The sequence below is a fragment of the Pseudomonas veronii genome (genome assembly GCF_002028325.1).
In the GTDB taxonomy this organism is placed as follows: Bacteria; Pseudomonadota; Gammaproteobacteria; order Pseudomonadales; family Pseudomonadaceae; genus Aquipseudomonas; species Aquipseudomonas veronii.
The window spans coordinates 2,370,070-2,383,690 of record NZ_CP018420.1; the positions used below are offsets into that span (position 1 = coordinate 2,370,070).

Annotated in this window: 12 protein-coding genes and 1 tRNA gene; 10 read left to right on the forward strand and 3 right to left on the reverse strand. The window is 60.3% G+C overall.

Translation table 11 applies throughout. The annotated features are described in order from the left end of the window. Both PverR02_RS11055 and PverR02_RS11060 read left to right on the forward strand, forming a co-directional pair. Window positions 1–3,618 (forward strand): transporter substrate-binding domain-containing protein, encoded by a 3,618-nt coding sequence (locus tag PverR02_RS11055; protein ID WP_079443314.1) that lies wholly within the window; start codon window positions 1–3, stop codon window positions 3,616–3,618. A gap of 134 nt (window positions 3,619–3,752) precedes the next feature. Further along, a complete protein-coding gene (locus tag PverR02_RS11060) occupies window positions 3,753–4,175 on the forward strand; it encodes an ANTAR domain-containing protein (RefSeq protein ID WP_046384007.1) in 423 nt (140 codons plus the stop codon). 170 nt (window positions 4,176–4,345) lie between these two features. Here the strand turns inward: PverR02_RS11060 and PverR02_RS11065 are convergent, their stop codons facing one another. Continuing rightward, the gene (locus PverR02_RS11065) at window positions 4,346–5,422 is read right to left on the reverse strand and encodes a 3-deoxy-7-phosphoheptulonate synthase (RefSeq protein ID WP_046384006.1); all 1,077 of its coding nucleotides are present in this window, start codon (window positions 5,420–5,422) and stop codon (window positions 4,346–4,348) included. A 338-nt stretch (window positions 5,423–5,760) separates the two neighbouring features. Continuing rightward, window positions 5,761–5,895 (reverse strand): hypothetical protein, encoded by a 135-nt coding sequence (locus PverR02_RS32860; RefSeq protein WP_256350929.1) that lies wholly within the window; start codon window positions 5,893–5,895, stop codon window positions 5,761–5,763. A 146-nt stretch (window positions 5,896–6,041) separates the two neighbouring features. Between PverR02_RS32860 and PverR02_RS11070 the strand changes: the two genes are divergently transcribed. Next, on the forward strand, window positions 6,042–6,809 hold the full coding sequence (locus tag PverR02_RS11070) for a carbon-nitrogen hydrolase family protein (RefSeq protein ID WP_079443315.1): 768 nt from the start codon (window positions 6,042–6,044) through the stop codon (window positions 6,807–6,809). A 1-nt stretch (window position 6,810) separates the two neighbouring features. Beyond that, complete coding sequence (locus PverR02_RS11075) at window positions 6,811–7,257, forward strand: GNAT family N-acetyltransferase (protein WP_046384004.1); 447 nt, start codon at window positions 6,811–6,813, stop codon at window positions 7,255–7,257. A 55-nt stretch (window positions 7,258–7,312) separates the two neighbouring features. On the opposite strand, the gene PverR02_RS11080 is transcribed toward PverR02_RS11075, so the two are convergent. Beyond that, window positions 7,313–7,552, reverse strand: a complete 240-nt coding sequence (locus PverR02_RS11080) for a DNA-binding protein (RefSeq protein ID WP_046384003.1) — start codon at window positions 7,550–7,552, stop codon at window positions 7,313–7,315. Between the two features lie 83 nt (window positions 7,553–7,635). Between PverR02_RS11080 and PverR02_RS11085 the strand changes: the two genes are divergently transcribed. The 6 genes from PverR02_RS11085 (at window position 7,636) to PverR02_RS11110 (ending at window position 13,433) form a co-directional block, all read left to right on the forward strand. Continuing rightward, window positions 7,636–7,992 (forward strand): helix-turn-helix domain-containing protein, encoded by a 357-nt coding sequence (locus PverR02_RS11085; RefSeq protein WP_017847078.1) that lies wholly within the window; start codon window positions 7,636–7,638, stop codon window positions 7,990–7,992. A 165-nt stretch (window positions 7,993–8,157) separates the two neighbouring features. Continuing rightward, a complete protein-coding gene (gacA, locus tag PverR02_RS11090) occupies window positions 8,158–8,799 on the forward strand; it encodes a response regulator transcription factor GacA (protein WP_026140040.1) in 642 nt (213 codons plus the stop codon). Window position 8,800: 1 nt separating this feature from the next. After that, window positions 8,801–10,624, forward strand: coding sequence for an excinuclease ABC subunit UvrC (gene uvrC, locus PverR02_RS11095; protein ID WP_017847080.1), 1,824 nt, complete (start codon window positions 8,801–8,803; stop codon window positions 10,622–10,624). A 32-nt stretch (window positions 10,625–10,656) separates the two neighbouring features. After that, a complete protein-coding gene (gene pgsA / locus PverR02_RS11100) occupies window positions 10,657–11,217 on the forward strand; it encodes a CDP-diacylglycerol--glycerol-3-phosphate 3-phosphatidyltransferase (RefSeq protein WP_017847081.1) in 561 nt (186 codons plus the stop codon). A gap of 63 nt (window positions 11,218–11,280) precedes the next feature. Beyond that, window positions 11,281–11,356 (forward strand) — tRNA-Gly (locus tag PverR02_RS11105). A 235-nt stretch (window positions 11,357–11,591) separates the two neighbouring features. Next, the gene (locus PverR02_RS11110; protein ID WP_079443316.1) at window positions 11,592–13,433 is read left to right on the forward strand and encodes a tyrosine-type recombinase/integrase; all 1,842 of its coding nucleotides are present in this window, start codon (window positions 11,592–11,594) and stop codon (window positions 13,431–13,433) included. The last annotated feature ends 188 nt before the right edge of the window (window positions 13,434–13,621 follow it).

Consider the following 13,621-nt stretch of genomic DNA (forward strand, 5'->3'; position numbering starts at 1 on the left):
ATGACTGCCACTGCGTTTAAGCGGCTCGCCGCTATCTTGTTGCTGGGTCTGTTGCCCATGCTCGCAGTGGCCGTCGATCAGCCACACGCGCTGCGCCTGTTGGGGCACTCTCAGCTCGAAAACCCCCGCCTGATACTGGATGAAACCGACTGGCGCTGGCTACGTGAGCGGCGCACGTTGGTGATGGGGGTGTCGGCGCCGGATTACGCGCCATTCGACCTGAGCAACAACAACGACGAGCTTGAGGGCATTACCGCCGATTATGCGGCGCTGGTGGCGCAGGCGTTGAATATCATCATCGAGGTGCGACGCTACGATACCCGCGATGAAGTGATTGAAGCGCTCAAGCAGGGCGCGGTGGATTTCGTTGGCTCGGCCAACGGCTATGAAGCCGCAGACCCTGAGTTGGAGCTGTCACGCTCTTACGCCAACGATCAACCCACCCTGGTCACCCGCATCGGAGACACCCAGGCCCTGAGCGCGGACTTGGCCGGCAAACGCGTGGCCATGCTGTATCACTACATGCAGCCCGATGCCGTGCAGCGGTTCTACCCCCACGCGCAGTTGCAACTGTTTGCCTCGACCTTCGAAGCCATCGGTGCGGTGGCGTTCGGCCGGGCCGATGCGTACCTGGGCGATGCCATCAGCACCCGGTACCTGATCAACAAGAACCACCTCAATAATGTGCGCGTGGCGGATTTTTCCGGCCTGGAGGTCAACCCTTTCGGGTTTGCGTTCACCAAGGACAATATTCGCCTGCGCAATATCATCAACGCCGCGTTGGCCATCGTGCCGGTCAACCAGCAGATGGATATTCTGCGCCGCTGGAGTGCTGGCGGCAGCGGTTTCATGGAAGCCGAACGGCTGCGCCTGAGTGACAGCGAGCAGCGCTGGCTGGAGAAACACCCGCGGGTGAAAGTGGCGGTGCTCGACAAGTTCGTGCCATTGTCGTTTTTCAATGAGCAAGGGCAATTCGAAGGGCTTAGCGCGGAGGTGCTGGCGCGGATCAGCTTGCGCACGGGCCTGAAGTTCGATGTGGTGAAGGGCAGTTCGTTGCCTCGACAAATCGACGAGGTCAATGCTGGCCAGGCAGACATGCTGGCGGTGATTACCCCCAGCGTCGAGCGGACCGAGAAGTTGCGCTTCACCCGGCCTTACCTGTCCAACCCGTATGTGCTGGTGGTGCGCGCCGAAGACGAGCGGCTGGTTACCCTGGAAGACTTGCCCGGAAAGCGCCTGGCGTTCATTCGCAGCAACAGCCTGGGTGAGAAAATCGCGCGGGATTACCCCGGTATTGAGTTTATCGACAGCGCAAACCCCGAAGCCGCCATGGAGTTGGTGGCCAATGGCGGGGCCGATGCGACTGTTATTTCGCTCATCAGTGCGCGCTACATGATCGCGCGTCATTACCGCGACCGCTTGCGTATGACCAGCACCGTCGGCACGGAGCCGGCGCGGATCACGTTTGGCGTCAACCGCAGCCAACTGGAGCTGTATTCGATCCTCGACAAGGCATTGTTGAGCATCACACCTGAGGAGCTGGATGAGCTGACCAATCACTGGCGCAGCGAGATCATCATTGAAGACAGCTACTGGCTGCGCCATCGCAACGCAATCATCCAGGGTTTCAGTCTCGCCGCGGTGCTGTTGTTGATCACCCTGTGCTGGGCCTTTTACCTGCGCAGCCTGATTCGCAAGCGCGCCCAGGCCGAGCGGGCGTTGAGCGATCAGATGCGCTTTATGAGCGTGTTGATCGACGGCACGCCTCACCCGATTTACGTGCGCGATCGCCAGGGGCGGTTGATGGCCTGCAACAATGCCTACCTCGACGTGTTCGGTTTCAAGCTCGAAGACGTGATCGGCAAGACCGTGGTGGAAACCGACACCGGTAACCCGCCGCAAGCCCAGTCGTACCATGACGACTACCTGAAGTTGATGGTGCGGGGCGAGCCGCAGATTCATGACCGGATCCTCAGGGTGCCGGGCGGCGAAGTCCTCACGATTTACCACTGGATGCTGCCGTACCGCGACGGCGACGAGAAGGTCGTGGGTATGATTGCCGGCTGGGTGGATGTGAGTGAGCGCCACCGCTTGCTGGGCCAGTTGCAGGAAGCCAAGGACGATGCCGACGCCGCCAACCGCGCCAAGACGACGTTCCTGGCCACCATGAGCCACGAGATCCGGACGCCGATGAACGCGGTGATCGGCATGATCGAGCTGGCGCTCAAAAGCGCCGAGCAAGGTCGAGCGGATCGCGATGCGCTGGAAGTGGCGTCGGTGGCCTCGCGCGGCATGCTGGAATTGATCGGCGACATCCTGGACATCGCCCGGATCGAGTCCGGCCACCTGTCCCTGGCCCAGGAGCCCGCCAACCTGCGTGAGCTGCTGGCCTCGGTGGTGCGGGTTTTCGAAGGCCTCGCGCGGGCCAAAGGGCTGGCGCTGCGCGTGACGCTCGATCCGGCGCTCGATCGCCCGGTGCTGATCGACCCGCTGCGCTTCAAGCAGGTGGTTTCGAACCTGCTCAGCAATGCCATCAAGTTCACCAGCAAAGGCCAGGTGCAACTGGGCGCCCAGGGCGATGTCGCCGAGGATCAACTGCGGCTCAGGTTGTGGGTGCAAGACACCGGTATGGGCATCAGTGCTCAGGACCAGCAGCGGCTGTTCAACCCGTTCAGCCAGGGCAGCAACGCTGAACAATCGGCGCGCAGCGGTTCCGGCCTGGGGCTGGTGATCAGTCGCAGTCTGTGCGAAATGATGGGCGGTCAGTTGCACCTGAGCAGCGTGCTGGGGCAGGGCACCCGGGTGGACGTGAGTGTGGCGCTGAGCCTGGCGGCCGCGCTGCCGGCGCCGGCTTCGGCGCCTGCTGCACACAGCCCACCGACACGCGCGTTGAGTATCCTGGTGGTGGATGACTACCCGGCCAACCGTTTGCTGCTGGCCCGGCAGTTGAGCTTCCTGGGGCATCGCATTACCACGGCCGAGGACGGTGTGCAGGGGCTCGCGCTGTGGCAGGCCGGGCACTTCGATGGTGTGATCACCGATTGCAATATGCCTCTGAAGGACGGTTACACATTGGCGCGGGATATTCGTACTCAAGAGCACGAGCGAGGCCTGGTGCCGTGCCTGCTGCTGGGGTTTACCGCCAATGCTCAACCCGAAGAAGCCGAGCGCTGCCGCCAGGCGGGCATGGACGGGTGCCTGTTCAAGCCCACCGGGCTCGAAGACTTGCGATCGGCCCTGGCGCCGCGCATGGCGAGCCTATGCGAGCCGCAAGCCGAACCGGCGTTCGATCTGGGAGCGCTGATCATGCTGACGGGGGACGATCATGCCGCGCTCAACGAATTGTTGATGCCGCTGCTCGACAGTCTGGAAGCCGATCAACGGCTATTGCCGTCATTGCGACGTCAGGCCGACTTTGCCCAGTTGCATGACCTGGCACACCGCGCCAAAGGCGGCGCGCGGATGGTCAAGGCGCACGCGCTGATCGCTTGTTGCGAAACCTTGGAGGCCGTGTGCGAACGGCAGGACCTCCAGGCGTTGGGGGCAGCGGTTGAGGACGTCGAGCAGGCGATCGATGATTTGCATCACAGCTTGAGCGTTTATTGCAATCAACCTTGACGCGGTTGGGTGGTTATTCGGTGGATTTGGGACAACTCCTACATGAAAGGGGAACATGCCTGATTTTGTCTGCGGGATATGTCTGGAAAATGGGCTGCTCTCATTCAACGAGCACAGCCTGCCAGGGGTTTGCCATGCCGAACAAAGCACTGACCATCCTGATTGCCGATGAACAGCACCTGCAACGGTTGTATATCGAAAAAATGCTCAACCGGTTGGGGTATCACCGGATTGTGCCGGTGCAAACCTTTGAAGAGGTCCAGATCCTCACGGCGATCCCGGCCAAACCCTTTGATGTGCTGATCGTCAATGCGGGCTTGGCGGCCCACGCCGGTGGGCCGCAGGCCCAGGTACGCCACGTGCTGGTCTACGATCACCTGGACCTGGGCGTACCCGCAGGCTTGACACCGCAGGTACTGGTCCGCTTGCCCGGCGTACCGGATAACATCAACCTTGAGCACTTCATGGACATCATCGACCCACCTGAGGCCGCCGCGGGCTTGCGGGTATTGCCCTGGCTGCGGGAATTATCGCGCACGCCGGTGGCCGGGGTTTAGTTCCGCGTCGGCGTGATGCCATTGGGGCTGTCAGGCGCTGGCTCCGTCGCGGCCAGCAATCTGCAGCTTGTCGGCAGCGCTCAAGGTCAGTTGCAGGGTCTTGAGGTTGCTCTCCAGGTTGGCGGCCGTCCGACTTGCCCGCGCTTTGCAGGCAAGCCGGTGTCCATTGCTCAGCCGATGGCGTGTTCGCGCAAGCGTTGAGCTGCGCTGCGCAACAGCTGCTCGGTGCTGTCCCAACCCAGGCAACCGTCGGTCACCGACACGCCGTATTTCATCGCCGGGCCCAATGGTTGGCAGCCTTCGAACACGTGGCTTTCGAGCATCATGCCGATCAGCGAAGTGTCGCCCTGCAGGCGTTGCTCCAGCACTTCATTGAACACTGCCGGCTGACGCAGCGGGTCTTTGCCACTGTTGGCATGGCTGCAATCGACCATGATCCGCGCGGTCACCTTGGACTTGGCCAGGTCCTGTTTCACCTGGGCCACGCTCTGCGCATCGTAGTTCGGCCCACGGTGACCGCCGCGCAACACCAGGTGGGTGTCGGGGTTGCCCGGGGTCTGGATGATCGCCGGGTGGCCCTGGCTGTCGACGCCGAAGTGCCGGTGCGGGTGGGACGCCGAGCGCATCGCATCGCAGGCAATGGCGACGCCGCCGTCGGTGCCGTTCTTGAAGCCGACGGGCATGCCCAGGCCGCTGGCCATTTCGCGGTGGATCTGCGACTCGGTGGTGCGCGCGCCAATGGCGACCCAACTGAGCAGGTCGTCGAAGTAGCCGGCGGCCATCGGTTGCAGCAACTCGGTGGCGACCGGCAGGCCCAGGCGCAGCATCTCACGCATCAGTTCGCGGGACAGGCTGAGGCCGGCGGCCATGTCATCGCTGCCATCCAGGTGCGGGTCGTAGGCCAGGCCTTTCCAGCCAATGGTGGTGCGCGGTTTTTCGACGTAGGCGCGGATTACCAGCAGCATCTGGTCGCTGACGTCCAACGCCAGTTTCTTCAGGTTGCGTGCGTATTCCATGGCCGATTCCGGGTCGTGGATCGAACACGGACCGACGATCACCAGCAAACGTGAATCTTCGCCATTGAGAATGGCGCGCACGGCTTGGCGATGGGCGTGGATTTGCTCATTGAGGAATGGGCTGAGAGGTAACTGGTGCTTGAGTTCAAGGGAACTGGGCAAGCGCAGGGTCAGCGCTTCATTGGCGCTGGTCAGGGTAGAGACGGGCAGAGCGGCGACGGAGGAGTTCATCTTCAAGGCTTCCTGGGCAAGCGGCGGGCGATTCCCGCACGCTCTGCCCTACTGGGGTGTTCGACAATTGGCCGTAGTGGCTACGTGTGTTGGCTTGCCACCGATAGGTGACCGATCGGAGGCGGCAGGCTGTCCCGAGCGGAGCTTGCTAAATCGCCATGCAGTGCTGGTGTCGTAGCGGTAATAGGTGGCGTAGTTCATGTCGTGATTCCTTTAAATGGTCTTGATCAAACAAAGTGTTCAGGGCTGAAAAAACAAAACCCCCGATCGGGGAGCCGACCGGGGGTTAGATTTCTCTGGTAGGCGACCCCTTGAGCAGTGGGCGCCGATTTCAGGTATCAGGCGCGCCAGTGGCTAAACCAATACCCAAAATAAAAGCTGACCAGTGCGCTCAAACCGTTCACACGGGTAGCCGATACCGAGCGCGAGGCGCTGGCAGCAGGGCAAACCTGGGTGTGGGTGAGTTGCAACATGGTGGCTCTCCAAATGATGGTGGCAGCTTACTAGAGGCGCACGGGTGGATTCAATCGGTAATTTCTATTGTGTGGAGGTACTTACGACTATGGGGGGAGTGCCGATATGCTGGTGGCCACTCAATAATGCTTGCCGGGACGCGACCATGACTGCCTTGACTCTTGCCGCTGCTCAATCCATTTCCATCGCCGGCGACGTACCGGCCAATATCCTGCGGCACCTGGCGTTCATGCGCGCCGCGGCTGAGCAGGGTGTGCAAGTGCTGGTGTTTCCGGAGCTGTCGTTGAGCGGGTATGAGCCGTCCTTGGCGGCTGAGCTGGCAATCGCCCCCGAGGACGCGCTGTTGACGCCGCTGCGCGAGATGGCGCGGGAGCTGCGCTTGACGGCGGTGGTGGGCATGCCGATCCGCTTGGCGCCAGGGGCGGACGTGTCGATCGCCGCGTTGGTGCTGGGAGCAGACGGTTCGCTTGCGGTTTACACCAAGCAGCATCTGCATCCCGGCGAAGAGGTGGCGTTTGTCGCGGGGCAGGGCGGTGACGTGCTTGAGTGGCGGGATGATCGGATCGCGCTGGCGGTCTGCGCCGACTTTTCCCACGCCAGCCATGCACGTCAGGCTGCGCAAGCGGGCGCCACTATATACGCCGCCGGCGTGCTGATCAGTGAAGGCGGCTACGCAACGGACAGTGCGTTGCTCCAGGGCTACGCCGCCGAGCATGGCCTAGTGGTATTGATGGCCAATCACGGTGGCCCCTCGGGCGGCTGGGCGTGCGCTGGGCGCAGTGCTATCTGGGGCGCCGATGGGCAGGTGCTTGCCGCCGCGCCGGGGGTGGGCGACGCGCTGGTCGTTGCCCGTCGCGATGGCGGGCGCTGGACCGGTCAAGCGGTAGCACTGCGGGCTGAAGGGGCGCGATGACATGACGTTTCACCTGCGCGCGGCGACTGACCAGGACCGCTCATTTGCCCGGACGCTGACCTACGAAGCCATGCGCGGCTACTACGCGCAATACCGTTTGCTGTGGTCCAACGATGGTTTCGACGTGGCCTGGGCGGGGCGCGAGAATTGGCTGATCTGCAGCGACGATACCGTGGTGGGCTTTATCAGCCTGAGTCGCGACAGCCAGGCGCTGTACATTCGCGAGTTGCATATTCTCGAACCGTTCCGTGGCCGTGGAGCAGGCAGCTGGGTACTGGAGCAAATGGCACTCAAAGCGTGCGGTCAAGGTCGCGGTCTTTTACGGTTGACCGTGTTTAAAACCAATCCGGCAAAAAGGCTTTATCAGCGCAAGGGCTTGCAAGTTGCGGGTGAGGAAGCGTGCTTCTGGTGCATGGAACGCGATTGTCGGCCCATGTCCGCAGACTAATAAGTGACTCATTTGCGCAAAACAGGCACAACGGCTTAATAAGCGCATACTGAACCTAGGGCAATATTTCTTGTTCCTGCCTCAGAGGCTCATTCTCGGCAAGGATGATGCCTTCTTTCATGCCCAGAAGGACCGCTACCTTATGGGCCTCTCCCCGCCGTCCTTTCTTGCGCCCAGCGAGCACCTGATACGTGGTTGCCGGGTCGACACCGTGTTCCCGGGCGAACGCTTGAACCGACTTACCTTGGTGTTCAAGCCAAGCCTTGGCTTGTGCAGCAGTACGAATTCCGGGCATAGTTCAAAACCGTTCAAGTTTGTGTAACCAAGGGATCAGCGTATCACCTCTTGGGGTGTGCCAATTTAGGATCATACATCCAAATGAGTGGAATCGGTTTGCGTCTAAGGCAGGAAAGAGAGCGGCTTGGGTTGTCGCAAAAAGTGTTTGGTGAAATTGGAGGCGTTGAAGCGAACGCACAAGGCAAATACGAAAACGGCGGGCGGGCGCCGAAGGCCGATTATTTATCGCGTGTGGCCGAAAGAGGCGTGGATCTTCTGTACGTATTAACAGGCGCTCCCACGCCGGCGCAAATGGATAACTTGAGTCAGATCGAAGAAAAGGTGCTGGGCAACTATCGGGCGATGTTCAAAGAGGACCAGGATGCGATCCACCGATTGACCTCAACCTTGGCTGAACATTCGTCAATGTTGATAATGAATGGTAAATCCAAGCTGTAGCCCGGGATTCCTGACCTTTCCCCCAGGAAATAGCGTTGCGCGTCGTTCGACGGGCGCGCTTCCCGGCGTCAAGCGCTATATATATGACACTTGCAACTAGGTCTGCGCCTTGGTTTTTTGCTAAGGTGTTCAGCAACCTATAAGACCATATCGCGAGGTGTCTGCTTGATTAGGGTGCTAGTAGTCGATGACCATGATCTCGTTCGTACAGGCATTACACGAATGCTGGCTGACATCGATGGCCTGCAAGTAGTCGGCCAGGCTGAATCGGGTGAAGAGTCCCTGATCAAGGCCCGGGAGTTGAAACCCGATGTGGTGTTGATGGACGTCAAGATGCCTGGGATCGGCGGCCTTGGCGCCACTACCAAATTGTTGCGCAGCCACCCGGACATCAAAGTCGTGGTGGTCACCGTGTGCGAAGAAGACCCGTTTCCTACACGTCTGCTGCAGGCGGGGGCGGCGGGATACCTGACCAAGGGCGCAGGCCTGGCGGAGATGGTACAAGCCATTCGCCTGGTATTTGCCGGCCAGCGCTACATCAGCCCGCAGATCGCGCAGCAGTTGGCGATCAAGTCCTTCCAGCCCACCAGCGATTCGCCGTTTGACGTGCTGTCGGAGCGTGAAATCCAGATCGCCTTGATGATTGTCGGCTGCCAGAAGGTGCAGGCCATCTCCGACAAGCTGTGCCTGTCCCCCAAGACCGTCAACACCTACCGCTATCGCATTTTCGAGAAGCTCGCCATCAGCAGTGATGTTGAATTGACCCTGCTCGCGGTGCGCCACGGCATGGTGGACGCCAGCGCCTGACATGACCACACCGTTTGATCCGAGTGCCTTTCTCTCGACCTGCAGCGGCCGCCCCGGCGTGTACCGCATGTTCGACAGCGAGGCGCGCCTGCTGTATGTGGGCAAAGCCAAGAACCTGAAAAACCGCCTGGCGAGCTACTTCCGCAAGACCGGCCTCGCGCCGAAAACCGCGGCCCTGGTGGCGCGTATCGCCCAGGTCGAAACCACCATCACCGCCAACGAAACCGAGGCGCTGCTGCTTGAGCAGACGCTGATCAAGGAATGGCGGCCGCCTTACAACATCCTGCTGCGTGACGATAAATCCTACCCCTACGTGTTTTTATCTGACGGCGACTTCCCACGCCTGAGTATTCATCGGGGCGCGAAGAAGCAGAAGGGCAAATACTTCGGACCTTACCCCAGCGCCGGTGCGATCCGCGAAAGCCTGAGCCTGCTGCAAAAGACCTTTTTCGTGCGGCAGTGCGAAGACAGCTTCTACAAGAACCGCACCCGGCCGTGCCTGCAATATCAGATCAAGCGTTGCAAGGCACCCTGTGTCGGCCTGGTTGAACCGGCGGAGTACGCCGAGGATGTGCGCCATTCGGTGATGTTCCTCGAAGGGCGCAGCAACGCCCTCACCGACGAACTCTCCGGCGCCATGGAACAAGCCGCGAGCACCCTGGATTTCGAGCGAGCCGCCGAGTTGCGCGACCAGATCTCCCTGCTGCGGCGTGTGCAGGACCAGCAAAGCATGGAGGGCGGAACCGGCGACGTCGATGTGATCGCTGCGTTCGTCAACCCGGGTGGCGCCTGTGTCCACCTGATCAGTGTGCGTGGCGGTCGGGTGTTGGGCAGCAAGAACTTCTTCCCGCAGACCGGGATCGACGAGGAGGTCGCTGAAGTCATGGCCGCGTTCCTGGGCCAGTATTACGTCAGCAGCCCCGAGCGCGACTTGCCGTCGGAACTGATCGTCAACGTGGTGCATGAAGACTTCCCGACGTTGATCGAGGCCATCCACGCGTTGCGTGGCCGTGAACTGGACATCAGCCACCGCGTGCGCGGCACGCGGGCGCGCTGGCAGCAACTGGCCGTGACCAACGCCGAGCAGGCCCTGAGCGCGCGCCTGGCGAATCGACAGCACGTGGCCGCGCGCTTCGAGGCCCTGGCCGAAGTCCTCAACCTGGACGAACCGCCCCAGCGCCTGGAGTGTTACGACATCAGCCACTCCAGCGGCGAAGCCACGGTGGCGTCCTGCGTGGTGTTCGGGCCGGAGGGGCCGATCAAGTCCGATTACCGGCGCTACAACATCGAAGGCGTCACCGCCGGCGACGACTACGCCGCCATGCACCAGGCCTTGACGCGCCGCTTCAGCAAATTGAAGGAGGGGGAGGGCAAGCTCCCCGATATCCTGCTGGTGGACGGCGGCAAGGGCCAGCTGTCCATGGCTCGCGACGTGCTCAACGAACTGGCGGTGCCCGACCTGATCCTGCTCGGCGTGGCCAAGGGCGCCACGCGCAAGGCCGGCTTCGAGACGTTGTACTTGAATGATGCCGCCCATGAGTTCACGTTGAAGGGCGACTCGCCTGCGCTGCACCTGATCCAACAGATCCGCGACGAAGCCCACCGTTTCGCCATTACCGGCCATCGCGCCCGTCGCGGCAAAACCCGGCGAACCTCAACCCTGGAAGGCGTGGCCGGAGTAGGCCCGACACGCCGACGCGACCTGCTTAAACATTTTGGTGGCTTGCAAGAGCTCTCCCGTGCCAGCATTGACGAAATAGCCAAAGCACCCGGTATCAGTAAAAAGCTCGCTGAGTTGATTTATGCAAATCTGCACAGCGAGTAGAATGCCTTCTCACCTCGCAGCCAGTTGTGCCGATGAATATCCCTAATCTGATCACCGTTCTACGCGTCCTGCTTATTCCGATTTTCATTTTGTTGTTCTATTTGCCTTACGAATGGAGCTACATGGCCTCCAGTTCGGTGTTCGCCGTTGCGGCCGCCACCGATTGGCTCGACGGCTACCTGGCCCGGCGCCTGGAACAGAGCACGCCGTTCGGCGCGTTCCTCGACCCGGTGGCCGACAAATTGATGGTGGCCGTGGCCCTGGTGCTGCTGGTGCAGGAACACGGCAACCTGTGGCTGACCTTGCCGGCTGCGGTGATCATCGGCCGCGAGATCGTCGTTTCGGCCCTGCGCGAATGGATGGCCGAAATCGGCGCCCGCGCCCACGTCGCCGTGTCGAACATGGGCAAATGGAAAACCGCCGCGCAAATGCTCGCGTTGGTGATCCTGCTGGCCAACCCGTCGGACTTTTCCTTCTGGGTCTTGCTGGGCTACGCCTTGCTGCTCATCGCTGCCGGCCTGACGCTGTGGTCCATGCTCCAGTATTTACGCGCTGCCTGGCCTCATCTGCGCACCACGGTTGAAAAAAAATAAAACTTTTTTGAATCAAGGGGTTGACGGGTGCTGAGGATTCTATAGAATGCGCCTCACCAAGACGCGGGAATAGCTCAGTTGGTAGAGCACGACCTTGCCAAGGTCGGGGTCGCGAGTTCGAGTCTCGTTTCCCGCTCCAAATATTGCGCTACAGAGTTCCACTGAATTCTGTAAGTGATTGAAACAAGGGCCTTTAGGCCCTTGTTTCGTTCCAGCGGGAACCACTGAAATCCAGCTCCATCCAGTGCTTTTAAGTCCCGATTTAAGTCCCGAATGAGGATCTTGGATTTGGATGTGCACTGAATCGGTTTTTTGCTGGAGCAGCTTGGATAGCGAAACGAGCATCTGGCCCTGACTCTGTTCAGGAGCTCGCTATGGCACTCTCAGATACCACCGTTCGGCAAGCCCGAATCACCGGCAATGACTACACGATAGGCGACACGGATGGGCTCGCGCTCAACGTGACCGCACGCGGCGGGAAAATCTGGCGTTTCAGATATTACTGGGCGGGCGTGCAGAAGCGCATGTCTCTGGGTAGTTATCCGCAAATCAGCCTTAAAGAAGCCCGTGCCCGACGTGACGAAGCGCGTGCCTTGGTCGCCCAAGGCATCAATCCCTATGAGCACCGTAAGCAGCAGCGTCGTGCTGTTCGTTTTGCGGCGGAGCATACCTTCGAGGCTGTGTTCAATCAGTGGGTGGAGTTTCGCAGGCTGAGCCTGAAGGAAGGACGCCAGAGCACGCTCTCGCAGATCTTGAGAATCTTCAATAAAGACGTTCTGCCCACCCTGGGCGGGCGGTCCATCTACGATATCAATCGTCACGATCTGCTGGATTTACTGAGCAGGATCGAACAGCGCAAGGCCTTAACGACGGCCGAAAAATGCCGGACTTGGTTTAACCAATTGTTCCGCTATGCGCTGGTGAAAATCGAGGGGCTGGAACATAACCCGGCTTCAGACCTTGATGTGGTCGCACTTCCCAAACCTCCCGTGACGCACAATCCGTTTCTCCGCATGGACGAGCTCCCGGGGTTGATGGCTGCGCTTCGAAACTACGGCGGTGCCGACCAAACTCGGCTTGGCCTTCGGTTGTTGTTGCTGACCGGTGTGCGCACGGGCGAATTGCGCTTGGCAACACCCGACCAGTTCGATCTGGAGAAGCGCTTGTGGGTCATACCGGCGGAAGTGGTGAAACAACTCCAGCTAGCGATGCGGAAGCCAGGTAAGCAGACCCAAAATGTACCGCCTTATATCGTGCCGCTGTCGGTTCAGGCGCTGGAGATCGTGCGTCACATGCTGGACCAAGTTGTCCCCGCACAGCGCTACCTATTTGCGCATCGAAGCGATCTAAGCAAACGCATCAGCGAGAATACGCTGAATGGCGCGTTACGCCGTATGGGGTACGCCGATCAACTCACCGGTCATGGCATGAGGGCGACGATCTCGACGGCGCTGAACGAGATCGGATACCCGAAGGTGTGGGTGGATGCTCAGCTTTCTCATGCTGATCCGGATAAGGTGAGTGCGGCTTACAATCACGCGGAGTATGTCGAGCAGCGTCGGACCATGATGCAGGATTGGGCGAACCGTCTAGATCTGTGGGGGCAGGGCCAGCTGAAAGCGGCAAGCTCTCCGCTGACCATCCGTTTGGAAGGGGCCGCTTCGCTGCCATCGCTTGAAAACGCGAGCGCGAATTCCATTCAGTTCAACGGCGCCTTTCCAGTGACAGCGGTCTCGATGCCCAAGGCTTCGGTTAGCAACGAACCAGCTCTTATCGTGCCGCACCAATCGCCTGTCGTACCTCTTTCGGTCCCGACTGAAAAACCGCATAAATCTCACGTGTCTGACATCCAGCGCGAACGTGCTGAGATGCTAGCCACCTATGAAGCTTCGAATAATTTGCCGCTGCTTGTTTTCGCCAAACTGGCAGGCAAATCCCGAGATCAGATCAACCGCGATATCAAGGCTCGGCGCCTGCTATCCCTGAGCCTAGGGAATCGCGGTCAGCGCATTCCCGATTGGCAGCTTGATCCACTGCGGCACAAGTTGGTGCTCGCCGTCTTGAAGCGATTTCCAGATGTGGATTCGTGGCGGCTTTATCAGACGGTCTGTGAGCCTCATGAGCGACTGAAGGGGCGTTCGCCAATTGATGTGCTCACATTGGAGAATTTCGACGTGACTGCACGAATCGTTTGCAGTGCGCTGGGTTCAAACTGAGTGGTCTTCGAGCGGTGACAACGGATGTTACCGTTTGCATTCAGGAGGCCAGGCCGAACGCGAGTCTGAAAGTGGTGTGGCAGCGTCTTGACGGCAGCCCAGTAATTTCTCATCATTATGTCTCGCGCCAGTGACGGAGGCGTTCGGCCCTAGCTTGGTGAAGCCCCTGCACCGTCGTGTTACCCCTC

Excerpts from the sequence above, each read along its gene's own strand:
- PverR02_RS11055 (WP_079443314.1), top strand. The coding sequence starts at position 1 with ATGACTGCCACTGCGTTTAAGCGGCTCGCCGCTATCTTGTTGCTGGGT.
- PverR02_RS11060 (WP_046384007.1), top strand. The coding sequence starts at position 3,753 with ATGCCGAACAAAGCACTGACCATCCTGATTGCCGATGAACAGCACCTG.
- PverR02_RS11065 (WP_046384006.1), bottom strand. The coding sequence starts at position 5,422 with ATGAACTCCTCCGTCGCCGCTCTGCCCGTCTCTACCCTGACCAGCGCC.
- PverR02_RS32860 (WP_256350929.1), bottom strand. The coding sequence starts at position 5,895 with ATGTTGCAACTCACCCACACCCAGGTTTGCCCTGCTGCCAGCGCCTCG.
- PverR02_RS11070 (WP_079443315.1), top strand. The coding sequence starts at position 6,042 with ATGACTGCCTTGACTCTTGCCGCTGCTCAATCCATTTCCATCGCCGGC.
- PverR02_RS11075 (WP_046384004.1), top strand. The coding sequence starts at position 6,811 with ATGACGTTTCACCTGCGCGCGGCGACTGACCAGGACCGCTCATTTGCC.
- PverR02_RS11080 (WP_046384003.1), bottom strand. The coding sequence starts at position 7,552 with ATGCCCGGAATTCGTACTGCTGCACAAGCCAAGGCTTGGCTTGAACAC.
- PverR02_RS11085 (WP_017847078.1), top strand. The coding sequence starts at position 7,636 with ATGAGTGGAATCGGTTTGCGTCTAAGGCAGGAAAGAGAGCGGCTTGGG.
- uvrC (WP_017847080.1), top strand. The coding sequence starts at position 8,801 with ATGACCACACCGTTTGATCCGAGTGCCTTTCTCTCGACCTGCAGCGGC.
- pgsA (WP_017847081.1), top strand. The coding sequence starts at position 10,657 with ATGAATATCCCTAATCTGATCACCGTTCTACGCGTCCTGCTTATTCCG.
- PverR02_RS11110 (WP_079443316.1), top strand. The coding sequence starts at position 11,592 with ATGGCACTCTCAGATACCACCGTTCGGCAAGCCCGAATCACCGGCAAT.